Below are 15,445 nucleotides of genomic sequence, written 5' to 3'. Positions count from 1 at the left end.
TGGGGCGAGGAAGCGTTTTGCATCAGAGCAGGATCCTGATCGAAGTGCTGACGAGCGCCGTCGAGGTGCGCACCCAGGAAGGCGCCGAGACCGGCACCGCAATGGACAGTTCCGCCTGAAGGTGGCGGCTTTGAGTCTTGAACCCGGCGCTGAGCGACTGAAGAACCCCGCGTTCATAAGGGTCGTCCTGGTGGGGGCGGATGGCACCGATATCGTAGGCGAGATAACCGGAAAGGCTCGAGGCGAGGTGGGGACTGGACTTTGCCACATCAGTGATGCCGAAGCGCAGTTGATCGCGCAGCAGCACGCCGGAGCGCCCCGAGATGCCGTCATCCCGAAACCCTCGGACAGTGGAAGAACCGCCGAGACTGAAACGCTGCGCGGGGAACAGATTGTCGAAACCCCATTGCCCGCGCACCAGCGCCGTATTCGTGAGGCGTGTGGGGCCGATCGCCAGAGGCGTCTGCAGGGCTGCTTCGCCCGTCACGAGATCATAGCGGCCGGTTGCACCGCCGGGTCCCGTATCAACGGTCTCGGCGCCGAGGATATCGAGGCCGCGGTCATAACCGGCGGCGAGGCTGAACTGGCTCTTGCCGATCCGCCGCTGCCAGCGGGAACCAAGCTGCGCGGTGACGATCCGGTAGCTGCCGGTCTGAAGCCGGATACCCTGGATCGCATTCTCCGTATCGAGAAGAGAAATCCCGGCCGAGATCGACAGCTTGTTCGATGCGTCGCGGTAGACCATGCGATCAAGGGTGCCGGAACCGTTCCAGGTGCGCCCCTCGCTCCCAAAGCGCAGGCCGTTACCCTCCAGCACCGAATGGTAGACGGATGATCCGCCCGATAGCGACAGCGTCCACCAGCCATGAGGCAGCGCCACGAAACCGCCAACCGCGTGGCTGCCGCGCTCTGCGCCATGCTGGAGGCTGCGCTGATAGTAGAACGACCACGCCTCGCCGAAGTCCAGGAGCGAATCCACGTCGAGACCTGCGGTGCCTTGCCAGCGCCCGGTGCTCGCGGCCCCCTCGTTGTTGAAAGCCACTGAAGGCCTGACCCAGCGGGCCAGCGGTTGCCGCTTGATCAGCACCGTGCTGGTTCCCGGCGTTTCGCCGGGGGCAATGTCGATCTTGGGATCACCCTTGCTCATCCGTGCGAGCTGGTCGACGCCCTGTTCAAGCGCACGCAGGTTCAGGATTTTGCCGGAGCCTGTGGGAAATGCTGCGGCGATTTCTCGGGGGCCATAGCTTATGCCGCCGTCACGATCGGCCACAGGCTGCAAGTTACTGACGCGCCCTTCGATCACCGTGATGGTTAGGGCGCCGGCCTTGAGATCCTGCGGCCCGACGAACGCCCGCGACGTTACGAACCCGTCCTTCACATACCGATTGGTGATGGCGCGCAGCGCAAGGTCGATGGCCGATATGCTGGTGCACGGCCCCTTGAGCGACCCGATCTCCCCCTTGAAATCGGTTTCGCGATAGCGGGTCATACCGACAATGCGGACGGCGTGGATCGCTGTGCATCCCCTATCGGTCGCTACAGCCTCCGTGGATTGTTCCACCACTTCGCCGGAAGGCGGGCGATCTTGCCGATCCTGGAACTGCTCGGCGCGTTCCCGCGCCTGCTGCTGCTGCTGTTCAAGTATCCGCTGTGCGTCGCGGCTGACTTGCCCCGGAACCGATTGGGCCTGCGCCGAGCCGCAGATCTGGACCACAGACCATGCGGGGAGGAGCGCCAATCTCCATGTCCCGCCAATACTCTTGCTCACACCAATTCCCCGCCGGGCGCTTAATGTGAAATGAAACCAGAACGTTGCTGGCCCGCGCCCACTAGACTTGTGAACTAAGCGCAGCCGATCGACGGGTCGACAGTCAAATTTTGCTCATAATTACAAACTCGGTTACAAGTTTGAAATCCAGAAAGGTCACATTAACCACTCTATCGATAACCCGGCAATTATTGCCTAGTGACCGGAATAAATTTCCGCATGAAATCTGCTAAGCTATTATCACTGAGATAGCCACAATGGTTAATGTACGGTTGCTTTCAGCGAATCAAATTCATCATGTTTGTGATTGAGCGAATAGACCGCAATTCTCGCCTCCATCATCAAATTTCCGCCATACTTTCTGTCAGGCGACAGGCAGCATCAAACGACGGCCTAGCCGCCTCCCCCGGAGCCGGACGGGCTCTTCAGCCCAATACACCCTTTGATGTGGCCGCGAGGACCCCCGATTGCCTTGGCATAGTAGCCCTCAAAGGCGCGGTCGCTTTGCCGTCCTGCCGACCGTCAATGTCGGCATGCCGGCCCCTCGAAACAGCCGCGGAGCCGGCATGCTGCTCAGATTTCGGTACGCTCCGATAAAGTGAGCGCATCATCGATATCCACGCCGAGGTAACGCACGGTATTCTCGATGTTCGAGTGACCGAGCAAGATCTGCACCGCTCGCAGGTTACCGGTCGCCTTGTAAATGAGCGAGACTTTTGTGCGCCGCATCGAGTGCGTGCCGTATTCCCGCTTGTCCAAGCCGACCGTCGTAACCCATTCGTCGATGAGGCGCGCGTACTGCCGCGTGCTCATGTGACCGAGATAATCGACACGGCTGGGGAAAACAAAGTTGTCTACGTTCCAACCGCGTCTGTCCAGCCAAGCCGTCAGGCTCTTTCGCGCTTCCGTCATGATCTCGAACTGGACGGGCTTTCCGGTCTTCTGTTGGATAACCGTCGAGCGGCTACGAATGCTCCCTCGACTAACAATATCACCAATCTTGATTTTCACGAGATCACAGCCGCGTAGCTTGCTGTCGATGGCAAGGTCAAACAGCGCTCGGTCGCGCAGTCGCCTATTCTCGTCGAGGTAAAACCGGATGGCCCAAATGTCGCGTAACTTCAGCGGACGTTTTGGCCCCACATTCTGGCCTGCGTTCCAAGGGCGCCGCTCATGAACGGCAGGATCTAAGTCTGAATGTCCCATGGCGCTTCTCCATTGGCATCAACTGCCAGCCGGAGTGTACTCCACTGAAGCATGGCTCGCGGGCCAAAAGCGCCGACATAGCTGACGTCGAGCGCCTCATGAGGGCTCCCTGAAAGCGGCCCTTCATTCACCGAACCACGGCCCATCCTGAGGAGCCACATACGGGAGATGCCGTTGAATGCCGCTTCTTAGCCCAGGCGAAGGGGCCAGACTGAAGCGGGCTGGCAGAGTGCATCCTTTCATGTCATGGCCGGCTGCCTAGGAAGGCTGATCCTCGTCAAGGCCATCAACTACATGCTGCGCCGCAGGGATGCCTTTAGCCGCTTCCGCAACGACGGCTGGGTCTGGCTGACAAACAATGTCGCCGAACACTGTGCTGCGTGCCGCTTGGCCCGAAGGCCTGGCTGTCCTGCGGATCCGGTTGCGGCGGCCAGCGCGCAGCCGTCCTTTACACGATGATCCAGACCGCCCGCCTCAACAACGTGGCCCCGCAGGCTTGGCTCGCGGATGCGCTTGCTCGAATCGCCGAGCATCCGGTCCGCCAACTCGAGCAGTTGCTCCCATGAAACTGGCACCCAGCACAACGCCGTATCGCTGACTGTCCAGCGTTACGCCGCGAGCTTCCCCGGATGGCAACATTCCGTCACGACAGAAGAAATGTATCGCTGCCTCTAAAATAGCGGTCTTCGGCGAGAAACGCCCGCTCTAAAATATTTGCAGCGTCAAGGGACCGCTTCCGCGGGGGCGGCAGCGGACGGCGAGCTTGACATACCGTCTCCAGGTTTGCCTCGATGTGCCAAATGCTGGCGCCCAGCTCATGCTTCCCGAGAGCGTGTTCAATCTGACGATATCGCAGCGTGCCAAGCACCTCCGATATCGGGTGCAGGGCGCTGTAATGCAATCACAAGGCGTGTGGCTGCGCCCTTAGAGATCATCGGAAGGCGATTTGTTATGAGCTTTATGCATCCTATCTCACCCCGGGAACAAGAGGTCCCCCTGGATCGCGTCCTGGCGCGTTGAGCGCAGCGAATATCCAGTCGATTACGTGATCATCGAGTAAGCCGCTGATGAATACGGACAACCAACTGTTGCGACTTTCGTGCAGACGATCGCTGTAACCTCGATCCGACTCGATGCTTTCTACGAGACTTTCTCTGGTCACCGGATTGTATCGTCTAAGGTCCGCGATGTGACCTCCCGGCTCCAAAATGAATTTTGCCCATTGCTCGCCAAGCCAACCGATAAGCCCGGTCCTTTCGACCACTTTTTCAAAGTGAAATTCAACTGATGAGTACAGAGCGTGCGCAGGGTCCAGGACAAACTGAATGGTGACAACCGGTACCGCACCCAAGTCGTCGAAGCGCGCGGAAATCAGCCGCTCGGCCAAGATATCGTCATAATAGGGATGTAGGATCCGCTCGCCGTTCGGACCAACCACGTCATTGATGCGGTGAGAATTGCAATCGCATGCCGGCACGAGATTCTTCGCGAAAATTGCGAAACATGCGTACGCAGCTTTGGGAAAAACATGGTCTAGTGTGCCGCAACGCTGCGATCCGCACATTGGGCAGGTCTTCGTCCGCCTTTCCGTTCGCATATCATCGATGTGAGGCAGGCAGTCCGGCGGTGAGGAGTAGTGCACCTTAAAGGGTGTGCTCAACTGGTCAGGCAGAGGAGTGCCGACGACGACTGTAGCGTTACCTTTGTTGGCCTCATAATCATCGTAGGCGTTTTCAATCGTCGCTATGTAGCTCTGCAACAGTGGGTAACTACCACAGCGTTTCTTGCCTGACAGGAGTGTGAGCGCAGCCTTGTCGTCGAAGACTGGAGCGTCAATCTTGTTCATTTGCGCTTCTCAATTCTTGCTCGAATTCCGCTCAGCAGATCCAACGACAACTCATCTCGATACCGCTCGAAGATGGTCTCCCAAGGCCCCCCTGACGCTGCAATGCGCGCCTCAACTTCCTTCGCCAGCTGCGAAGGTTCACCCTCTCCGAATACGAATTGGGAGATGGAGCCGACATCCGCCCCGAATGTCCGCAGCCTGGGTTCGATAACCTCAATCGCTCCATCTTCTCCCGATCGCAGTACCCTAACCTGGTCCTGAAACGTCTCGCGAACGAAGTATGACGAGTGCGTCGCGATTATCGCCGCGGAACCGGTTTGCTCCAAGAGCTTGTCGAGCAGTGCTACGAACTGGCTGATGAAGTTCGGATGGAGGTGCGTTTCAGGCTCGTCGAACAGCAACAGCGAACTGTTCTCGATGAACAGGCTAGCAAGCGCCGCAAAGCGCACAAACGCGAGCTCGCCGCTGCTGAGCGGGAAACATTTGCCTTCGACGACGCGCACAGGTTCCATGCTGACGTCGACACGTGCCAGCCGATCAAGCTGCGCATCCGTGTCACCTTCCCAGACGTCGTAGAGGAGGAAGTAGCCTGGATAATCCCGGCGATGCATGAGGGCTATTTCGTCATGATGCTCAATGGCGCGCAGAGCAGTCAGGAATATTTCCATCCGCTCGATTCCGGCGATGCGCTCATTAACGCGCGCGAGGTTCACGATCACGTCTGACGTTGTCTGCCGTCTGCGGACATTCCCAGAGTGGGTCAGGGCAAAGCGGCGATACCATATCCGGCCGCCCCGGCGGTGGATCGGAAACGCCGATGTCGTGCTGGCTGTTGGTTGGAACGCAAGCAAGCGCGTCAACTGCGGCCTTCCGCCATCCCCTCCTGTAAGCTCTGGGCTGCCACCCAGTGCCGCACGCGCGATGCGCCCGAGCGTTTGGCTTTTACCGACTCCATTCTTGCCAATGATCACAGCAAAACGCTTTGGAAGAACGGGCTCCTGAAGTGAGAACTTGAAATCGACATCGTGCGTATTTGGTCGCCCGGTCATCTGAAAGCGGATGCGAAGCTTCTCGGACAGGAGGCCTGTGCGCTCGTTTTCTTCCCCCTCCAGAATTGAACCCGAGTTTTTCCAAGCAAAATAGGAGTCTGAACGACGCAAAAAGCCACGGTTGAACACGTCACTTTCTCTCGCCGCTCGGACCCAGGCGGCGGTAAGATGGCGGTCTTGCGCGAACGCCATGTCGCGCAGCTCTCGCAGGACCTTCTGTGTTTCCTCCGGGCCTAGCGCCGATACGAGCTGCCGGTAACCTCGCAGCTCGCGCAACATAGTAAAGTATGACGGCAGCTTTTCCGACGGGATCACGTCGGTTTTCGCATTGTCGAACGCCTCAAATAGGTCTGTGAGGTCTCCGGAACGCTTGGGACCGCCAGAGAACCCCACGTAGCCCTGAATGAGCGGCGTCAATTGCCGATCACTGCTGATTATCGGATAGATTGCTATTTCGACGTTGATCTGAAAGCGCCCGATGTCACGCTCACTAATGTCGGGAGTGATGACGATTGTCCCAGGCACTGTTGGCGTACCGACACTACGATGTTTCGCAAAGACCACCGTGTAACGCAGAAATTTTTCGGCCACTTGCGCAAAACCCCATTCGCCTTGGTGGAGCTGCACGCCCCGTCGGCGACTGACTAGGCTGCCAATTTCCACACGGCAAGTGTGGGTGTGTTTGAGCTTTTCTTTGGAACGACAGGGATCTAGGCGGCGTGGACAAATTTGAGCCAGTATCTGGCGGTGGCAATATGCACCATGCCGAGGAAGCTGTTGGCAAGCTGGTCATAGCGGGTAGCGATCGCACGATTGATCTTGAGCTGTCCGAACATTCGCTCGATGCGGTTGCGCTGCTTGTAGAGCGCTCGGTCATGTTCGATTTACACACGACGGTTTGATCGACCGGGGATGACAGCCTCGATCTTGCGCTTGGCAGGGTCGGCGCGGATTGCGTCGGCGTCGTAGCCCTTGTCGGCGAGCAAAGCGTCGGGTGCGCGCTCGGGCAGGCCGATGAGGGCATCATAGGCCCTGCAATCTGCCGCCTCGCCGACCGTCAGATGGAAGGCGAGAGGTCGTCCGAGGGCATCAGCCAGGCAGTGAAGCTTACTGGTGAACCGGCCCCGCGAGCGGCCAAGAGCGCGTCGATGAGGCCCCCTTTTCCGCCAGCTGCCGAGACATGGGCGCGGACTGTGGTGCTATCGATGCTGTAATGGCCGCTGTCCGCCATGATTTCGGCCAGCGTCACGGCGGCGGTTTCCCAGACCCCCGCTTCGCTCCACCTGCGGAACCGTCGATAGATGGTGTTCCAGCTCCCATACTTAGGCGGGACGTCGCGCCATGGCGTTCCGCACCGGAGCCGCCAAAGGATCCCGTTGATGACAGCGCGGTTCTGCTCGGGACGCCTGCCTGGGCCACGGTTCTCAGGCTCAATCGGTAGTAAGCCCTTCAGAAGGCGCCATTCCGTCTCGGTGAGATCGCCCCGGCTCAAACCTGCCTCCAAAAAGCAGCCTTGAATCAGCGAGTAGGGGCTACGTCAATTTGGTCTCGTAGTGTTGGTGGAATGATGCGAATCGAGGCAATGAAATAGAAGGCGGCTGGCAGGGTAATGGCCAGCGACAACAAGCCTGCCCGGCCAAAAATCGCGCAGCCGCCAATTAGGGGGCCGCTGCCGCTGCAAGCGACCAAGGCATTGGCCGACGCAGGATTGCGGCCCCAAACCAGAGCGAAAGAACAGCGGCAGCAATCAAAAAGGGTACAGAGAATATAGCTATCACAACGATGAGAGAACCAAACATCAGACCCGGTAGTGCCAAGGCCAGCGCCCACACGCCGATGACGCGGGCGGACACGTCAATGCGGAGAAGTCGGAACTGCATCTTGCCATTCTAAACGAAGCGACGACTTCGGCAAATGTTGCAGTATGGCTTCGGACTGAGTGGCTTCGAATTTGTCCACGCCGCCTAAGGCAGAACACGCGACCGATTGCGGCTCGGGGCATTACTTCGCCGAACGGGTTGGCTCCATTATCATATAATGGCGTGCGTTGAACCGCAGGCATCCGCTTCAAGTCCGCATTACGCCTTCGGGATCGGTCAAGCCCCGAACATCCTGACCCGGAAGCCGGGTTCGATGCGTAGCGCGCATCGGATCTAGGTGACAGGTTGCACTCCCTCTTCGGCGCCGTTCAGACCGGACGCTGAACACCACTTCTCCTTCAAGGTTGTGAGGTGCGCCTGGAATGTTTCAATGTGAGCCACGATGGCGGACTGCGTCCTCCGTCGCCGATCGACTTCCGTCTCTTCAAGATCTTGTGCGGCAGGCTCAGCCTCGGATTCGACCTCGCCATTATCTTCTACGAACGCGGCGTAGAATGCTTCGAGCGAAATAACGGATGGTTCGGGCGATGCTGCGAATATCTCCCAGCGAACAAGGTTCTCGGCCATGAACCGTTCCTCATCGGAAAGCGCCGCCCATTCGACATCTTCTATCTCACGTCTTTGCTCGCCGCGGGTGAGCAAAATGCCACACATCACGAGATGCGCCAGCGAGCCAAACATATCGCCCAGAATAATCTCATCGGAACGATCGCGCCCGATCCGACGCCAGGGGTTCGCTGCCGGCAGCATTGCTTCGAGGACCTTGATCGCCGCAAGATGGCCATGGAGGGGATCGGATGGTATCGGCAACGCCCGCCGGTTCGCCCAGAGCTTCAGGATGAGCTCGGCTGCACGGTCCTGCGCCTGCTCCTTCGCCTTGCCCTCGGCTTCCTCAGCCGTCGTGATCAGTTCCGCCAGATGGTGCGCCATCCATCGCGCAGGAAGTTCTCCACGCTGCTCAAGTTCAAGTTGGCGGACGATCACCCGCCCAAGTTCCAACACGTCCTTCGGCTGCGTGAAGTCCGCCGGCTTCGTCGAGGCGATAGACCCGATCGTACGAGCAATTGGGCGTCGTATCTTTCGAGTCATAGCTTCTCTGATTGTCGTTTCCTTCACGTCGCACCTCCACTTCGATCACTAGATCGAGCCCTTCGCATGTAAGATATTCCTGCAGCTGGCGCTGCTCGGCAAACACCCTGCGGCCCGCGGTAACAGGACTTGTGTTGTATTGGTCATCATCGCGATCCTGTTCACCCCATACTTCATAGATGAACATCGGCGGTCGGCCCGGTGCATTCCAGAACGGGGCATTGCCAGGACCTCGCTGCAATGCACAAGCCTCAATTACCCGTCGGCCCGGACGCCAATCGACAAGGGTCGCATTGCCCCGAAAAGCGTCGAGATCGTCAATGCCGCCGTTCGAACTCACGGTGCGCAACCAAGGAATCATCCGGTATGGGGACTTATCGGCATCGGGCTCTTCCTCCTCGCTCTCGCGCGGAATTCCATAGTCCCAGGCACTATCCATGGTTTGCAAGGCATGCAGAAGTGACGTTGCCATAGTCGGTTCGACGAGAGCACTGGAACACGACACTCTCTCGGACCGATCGTATTGGCGGACCTGCCAGCTGCCGCCCACGAGGACATAGCCAGGACGGTCGGATGGTTGGAGCTCTGCGCGCATGCGTTCCTCCCGTACCGCCGCAACCCATTCTTCCAGCTGTTCCTGCGGAGCGGTCCAGAAGTCGGCCCGCAATGGAACGGGCGAGCGTAAATCCGCCGACCAGTGCTGCGGTTCGGCGAGCATTTCGCGCGCAATGCGGCGCGGAAGTGCATCCCACTCCGAACGGTCTTCATTGAGCGGCTCGGTGCGGAGCAATTCGCCTGCTGCGCACCACAGACCATGCCATTCGAGGTGATTGTTAAGCCTCTCCAGGGTCGGGTTGGTCCCGTGCCTGTTACTCGTCAGCGACCAGTCACGATCCGAGAAGCGATGATGGCGCCTGTCCGCATCGAATGCCCGAATGTCGCCTGGGTAACCCCATCGATCGATGATCCAGCCTTCTGCAGCCGCAAGCAACTGATCCTGCGAAACGCCGGAGAAGGCTTCGAGCATGGGATCGTACCAGTAGGGAATCGAATCCATGGGATCGAAATGGAAACGGCGCCCTTCATCCTCGACAAGGCTGCGCCGTCTGCGTGGCTGCCCTTCCTGGGTGGGTTGTGCGACCAAATGCGAAGTGGCGACACCCTCCAATTCCTCGATCTGCGAAGGCTCGAGGTGAAGATGGCCCGATCGCGACAATTTCAGGCAGGCGTCCCGCGCAAAGGATTGGACGAGAAGATGCGGGAAATCCTGATTACGTGAAATCTCCAGCAACTTGGCGGCAGCCACGATAGCCATTTGCGGAGTCTCGTTGGCGACCCGGTCCCATGCTATGACCGACCAGAGGCATGACGCAATCCAGTAATAGTCCAGCCGAGGCGAGCGAAACAGCGTCTCCTCGCGGCGACCGTATTCGGCAACGAACGCGCGTAATGCATCCTCCGCGCCGAGCCGCCCCAATCTCCGTATCGCGTGGGCGGCACGCCACCGAACCCGGACATCGTAATCGCCCATGCACGCATATAGAAAACGCGCGACGGCCACTGACACGGATTTGGGAACTTCGTCTACAGCCCAGGTCTGATCACGGTGTTCGGGTGCGACCCGGGCAGCCAGGCGGCGTGCATACCATTGCCCTATCTGCGCAGACGCAACAGGATCGAGGTATCCGCCGATCAGCCCCGACAAGTCGAATACTTGTTCGCCGCCGAGCGCCTCGCCGTGCAATTCGATACCGCGCAGCAGCAGGTCAACGATCTGTGGCGATCCGAGCTGCGTCAGATCGAGCGCCCGCGGGAGCGAGGTTTCTTCGTGGGAGATGTAACGGATGAGCTCCGGCAGCCGGTCTACGATCACTTTCGGGAGTTCGTTGGTCGCCCAGCCGCGCAGCGCCGGTGATCTCCATTGCTCGACCAAATCGATCAGTTTTTCTGTTGTCTCTCCGGGAACCGGTGACGTAAGCGCACGAAGCATGTCGAGAAACCCAACGCGGTCACGAAGCGCAACGCTGTCTGCTGCCCAGCCGATGACATCCGAAAGCGAAATGTAATGGCGATCAGCCCGGGCGCTCTCGAGCGCAGCTGCAGCGACGCGGCCAAATTCGTCGGCGTCGAGCAAAATTTCCCGGGTCCAAACAGGCTTGGTCGGTCCATCCCGCTTGGGCCGAGGATCAGATGCCTTGCCCTGCCCCCTCGCGGCTGCTCCGACAGGAGGCAGGCTTGCCAGAAACGTGTGCTGATCGACAAGGGCCCTGCCCCACTTGTCACTGGTCACCGTGCGAACACGCATGACCAGTTTCTCGTTGCTTCGATGGCTGTGGCGGATCAGCGCATTCCATGCCGCTTCTTCGAGAAACGGACCCGCAATCGCGCCTGAAGCAAGGCGATCCAATGCCACCGCAACCACTCCATGGTCCCCATAGAGGAAAAGCTCGATCGCCATCGCCTCAGCTGGACTGAGCCGGCCGGAGGAGAGGCCCGATTTCAGCACAGGTTCGAGCGTATGCCGCAACCCTACGAGATCAGCGTCCTCCCATTTTGCCGCGTTCGCCAATGCAAGAGGAAGGTCGAGGGAGGCAAGCACATCCATTACCTCATCCCAGGGTAGCATCTCCTCGTCGCCCAGCCGGATCGCAGCATCGGCAAGCGCTTCGGACAGGTCCCGCGCCGCTGTCATTTCGTCGCTGACGGCCGACAGGCCGCGTTTGAACAGAGTTCCCAGCAGGCGCAGCTGTGCATTGATTTCACGATCGAGTTCAGCCGCCGCCTCGACTGCGTCGTGAAAAACCGTGTTCGCGTCGTCGGGACTGATAGGCAGCAAAATGCGCGCGTAGGCAACCAGTGCCCTTGATTTGTCCTCGGCGCCCATCCGCCGGATACGGATCTGAGCAACCGCGTCGTCAATTTCAGTCACGATTGAGGAGTGCAATTCGGAACAGAGTGCCAGCCGCCCCGCAAACTGGGCATCGGGATCCAGGTCAGCGGTTCCCCACAAACCATGTACTTGGCGCGCCTTGGCGGCGAGCATCTTCCGGTCCACATCGGACACCATCAAGATGAGTGTCGCGCGGCCAGCGGCCATAGCCAGCGCGATACCGCTGCGTTCCCTCGTCAACCGCCATTGGCCGTCGATGCGCCGCTTGACTGCCGCATCCAATGTACTTGCGACATCTTGCGCCGCGACTCTGCCGGACAGGATCATCGCAGTTGCGGCATAGGTCGGATAGAGCGAAGCGGCGAGCTCCGTGAGCTTGCGGTCGGCTTCGGCTTCGCCATGAGCGCCCGGGCGCTTCTTCTCCGCGTCGCTTGGCACAGGCCGCGGCACGTAAAGGCCGTCAGGGTCGGGAGTTTGTCCGCTCCTCGCGGCACGCAGCGCATGTGCGCGAAAGATCAGATCCAGCTTAGCCGTGTTACCGGCTGACAGCTTCGCAATCTGGCGGTGATCCGGACGCAGCACTTCATCAAGAAAATCGTCGACCGATGCCGCCGCGAGGCCGTTCGCTGAAAGTACTTCGCAGGCAGCCATCAGCATGTCGATGATCCATGCCCACAATTCGTCAACGGGGTGCGAAGCGGAGAGGAAGCCGGAAAGATTATGGCGCCGAGACCGGAAACTGACAAATCCCTCGGCGAGCAGCGTCATGTCAACGGACAAACCTGCCATCGCCATCGGCACCAACAGGAACAGCGCGTCCCTTGGATGCAAACGCGCGGTCTTGAGGATTGCCTGAAGAAGTTCGCCATCCCCTTGAGCCAGAAGTTGAGGCCCGATGAGCCTCGCAACCTTCAGCCGAATACGCCTCGGCGTCCATCGCCAAAGCGAGGCCAGCGCCTTTTCCGGGCCCTCCACGCGCAGCTCCGCCTCGATACTTGCGGCGATATCCCCACGATTGAGCCGCCAGCCAGCGCTGTCGTACTCGTTAACGAGCCTTTGCCGTGCGGTCATCCAGGCTCCCGTTAGCCGCCGCCCTTCGCGCAGCGAGACGCGATCACCGGCCTGTGCGTCGACGACCTGTTTGTGGAGCAAAAAGGCACCATGATAGCCGATCTGTTGAGGGTCGGTCAGGATCAACCGGCCTGCTGTATCGGGCGCAAATCGGACCGCCAGATCCGGATTGTTGCTCAGGAGTGAGCGTAGGGCCCGCTCGGTTTTGAGTCCCTCCCCGCCGATCAATACGAAGCGCATCGCGCGCGCGGCATCGCCCGCGTCGCGGCAGACCGAGATCGAGAGCCGCAGGCGCGTGAGCTCTGCCTCACGGCGCAGCACCGGATCGGTAATGATCTCAGGTGATGGTTCCGCCTCGACAAGATCGAGGAGCTCAGCGCCCTTGCCCGCGCAGACCAGCGCCCCTGCGACATGCTGAGCAGCATACGGGTCAGTGCTGCAACGGCTCGCCAGCCAAGTGGCCGCAGCTGCGGTCACCTGCTCGAACTCCGGCATGCCCTCCTTACGCACGAAATCCTCGAAGTCTTCGTCCGCAAAGCTGACCTTGTCATCTGCGAGCCGGATCGCCGGTGCCATGTCGGTGCAGATATCGACCAATGCCGCCTCGGGGATCGCTAGAACGACGGCGAGGTCGGCGAGGGGCACGGGGCGAGCCAAAGTGATGAGCCCGGCGCAAAATTTGGCGACATTGGAGGGGCTGCCGCTCTTACTCAGCGCTCGTTCGAACTGCTCGAGGAAGACCTGGTCAAGCGTCCGGGCTCCCGGCAGCAATCGCTCGATAGCGCTCTCTGGATCCGCCTTGCCCAGATCCAATGCATAAGTCTGGACGCGCGGAACCCCGGCGGTCAGGCGGTGAAAGGTATCGAGCCATTCGGGAGGAGCAGCCCACACCCGCTGGACGTGGAGTTCAGTCTCTTCTCTTGTGAAGGGCGCGATCTCGATCTTGGTGAATTCAGCGGGAAGCTCGATCTCGGGTAGACGTCCGCTTCGCGCCGTGAGCACGAACCGCACGTTCGAGGGTACCTCTCCCAAGGCAACGAAGTCCCGTACAAAGCAGGCCTCAGCCGGTCTTCTTGAGGTCGCCGCGGTCACGGCGTTGTCGGCTGCATCCACGGCAATGACGATCAGCGCCTCGGGATATTCCTGCCTGTGCGCTTGAGCTGCGTGACGGAGCCTGTTCAGGAAATGGCGCGCCGGATCTGCGAGTTGATGGCGGCCAAGCAGAATCGGCATCCTCAATCGCGTCGCGAGTTCGTTCGAGAGCTGCAGAAAGGCATCTTCAGGACGATGCCGAAGGGCTCCGGCATCCATGAAGGTGCCGCCACCATAGCAGTCGTAAGTCACCATTATCGAATGAGCAGGAAGTGCCGCTTCGATCTGCTGAAGCGCGGTCGTCTTGCCTATCCCGCCAGGTCCGTGGAGGCAGATGGACTGTTCGCCGGCCAGGATGCGCTCGGCTGCATGAGCCACGCTCGCACGAGGGACAGGCTCGAGTATGTGCTTGAGCACCGGAGTACAGGGAAAGAGCGCGCCCATGCTCGATACGCCCAAACCGAGCAGTACCGACTCCTTGGTAATGACCTCTCCGCTGAACTCTGGCCGCATACGCTGCCGGATGAACTGGCGAAGATCTGCGACCGTCGTTTGCAGCTCGAGATCGGTCCAGGCGGCCATCTCGGCGAGCACCTGTTCCTCTATCGCAAAGCGCGATCCGGTTCCGCCATGAAACCGCAAAGCGCCGGCGAAGACCTCCAGATCCTTCTTCGAGAGGCCTGCCGCATAAGCGAGCTTGGTCGCATCCGCGGCCTCTTTGGCTGGTCTGGCCTTTGGAACGGTGATACCACCTGCAGCGATTGAACCGCTCGCGAGTTCCAACTCCGGATTGATCGGCTGGTTGGTCACCAGCGTCACCTCCACCGCGCAGCCCGGTTGCAGTTTGCGAATACCCGCCCAAGCCCGCGCGAGCCGGTGAAACACGCTGTCTTGGCGCTTCTCGCCTTTTACGAGGCGCGCGACCGTCCATGACCCCGTTGGATTGCCGGCAGAATACTTGAGCTGCTCCAAGACGATCCGGCTCGCCTCGCGTGCATTGCGCCCGCCCTCGTAAAGTCCGCAATCAACGCCATCCCAGGTCGCCTCGTCGGCGCTGGCCTCATCGCTAGGCGCAATGCCTTCGACAGTCAGGGCCTGAAGCGGGTCGCGATCGTCGAGCAATCGAAGAGCATGCCGTGCCGCCCAGAGCTCATGATAATCGTCGCCAGTATTTGAACCCCGCGCGCCTCTAAAATCGCTCACTTGCCTGCCTCGCGAGTCCCGCCGGACCTTGTTCCCATGCCGCCTGATAGGATGGCGAGTTTGAAACGCTCACTGAGCGTCTTTTCCTATGCCCCCCGGCTCGCCTGGTTTCCTATCGGCATCAGGTGCTTGCTGCAACTGCCCACCCAATTGGAAGACCGTTCGAGTACAGGCGCTCCGCGGCTGCCCATGGCATCGTAGTCGTAAGCGAGGGGGTCCCCTTTCTCTGCCATTCACGTTCCTCGACGGGGGTAAAAGCGCGGCAGCGGAAGTTCACCCGTATGGAGATCGTGCTATAGACTGCGCAAACCGGAGAGCAGGCAAGAGCTAGCTGCGGCAACCGCGAGATCT

6 protein-coding genes and 2 pseudogenes are annotated in these 15,445 nt (G+C 59.9%); 1 reads left to right on the top strand and 7 read right to left on the bottom strand.

The window, feature by feature from the left end:
* Positions 1-22: 22 nt before the first annotated feature.
* Both ACZ1J6_RS23130 and ACZ1J6_RS23125 read right to left on the bottom strand, forming a co-directional pair.
* Positions 23-1,738, bottom strand: coding sequence for a ShlB/FhaC/HecB family hemolysin secretion/activation protein (locus ACZ1J6_RS23130; protein ID WP_465128653.1), 1,716 nt, complete (start codon positions 1,736-1,738; stop codon positions 23-25).
* Positions 1,739-2,341: 603 nt separating this feature from the next.
* Positions 2,342-2,974, bottom strand: coding sequence for a tyrosine-type recombinase/integrase (locus ACZ1J6_RS23125; protein ID WP_465128652.1), 633 nt, complete (start codon positions 2,972-2,974; stop codon positions 2,342-2,344).
* Between the two features lie 273 nt (positions 2,975-3,247).
* Here ACZ1J6_RS23125 and ACZ1J6_RS23120 point away from each other — a divergent pair.
* A pseudogene (locus tag ACZ1J6_RS23120) lies at positions 3,248-3,540 on the top strand (transposase domain-containing protein); the annotation flags it as partial.
* 401 nt (positions 3,541-3,941) lie between these two features.
* Here ACZ1J6_RS23120 and ACZ1J6_RS23115 read toward each other — a convergent pair.
* The 5 genes and pseudogenes from ACZ1J6_RS23115 to ACZ1J6_RS23095 form a co-directional block, all read right to left on the bottom strand.
* Positions 3,942-4,820 (bottom strand): hypothetical protein, encoded by an 879-nt coding sequence (locus tag ACZ1J6_RS23115; RefSeq protein ID WP_465128651.1) that lies wholly within the window; start codon positions 4,818-4,820, stop codon positions 3,942-3,944.
* Positions 4,817-6,496 (bottom strand): AAA family ATPase, encoded by a 1,680-nt coding sequence (locus ACZ1J6_RS23110; RefSeq protein ID WP_465128650.1) that lies wholly within the window; start codon positions 6,494-6,496, stop codon positions 4,817-4,819. The genes ACZ1J6_RS23115 and ACZ1J6_RS23110 overlap by 4 nt, the downstream gene beginning before the upstream one ends.
* A gap of 83 nt (positions 6,497-6,579) precedes the next feature.
* A pseudogene (locus tag ACZ1J6_RS23105) lies at positions 6,580-7,361 on the bottom strand (IS5 family transposase).
* A gap of 661 nt (positions 7,362-8,022) precedes the next feature.
* A complete protein-coding gene (locus ACZ1J6_RS23100; protein WP_465128649.1) occupies positions 8,023-8,679 on the bottom strand; it encodes a hypothetical protein in 657 nt (218 codons plus the stop codon).
* Positions 8,680-8,713: 34 nt separating this feature from the next.
* Complete coding sequence (locus tag ACZ1J6_RS23095) at positions 8,714-15,013, bottom strand: hypothetical protein (protein WP_465128648.1); 6,300 nt, start codon at positions 15,011-15,013, stop codon at positions 8,714-8,716.
* Positions 15,014-15,445 lie beyond the last annotated feature (432 nt).

The organism is Novosphingobium sp. BL-S-21, assembly GCF_055521655.1.
Note: the sequence above shows the minus strand (reverse complement) of the source record. Positions and strands in the feature narration are given on the sequence as shown.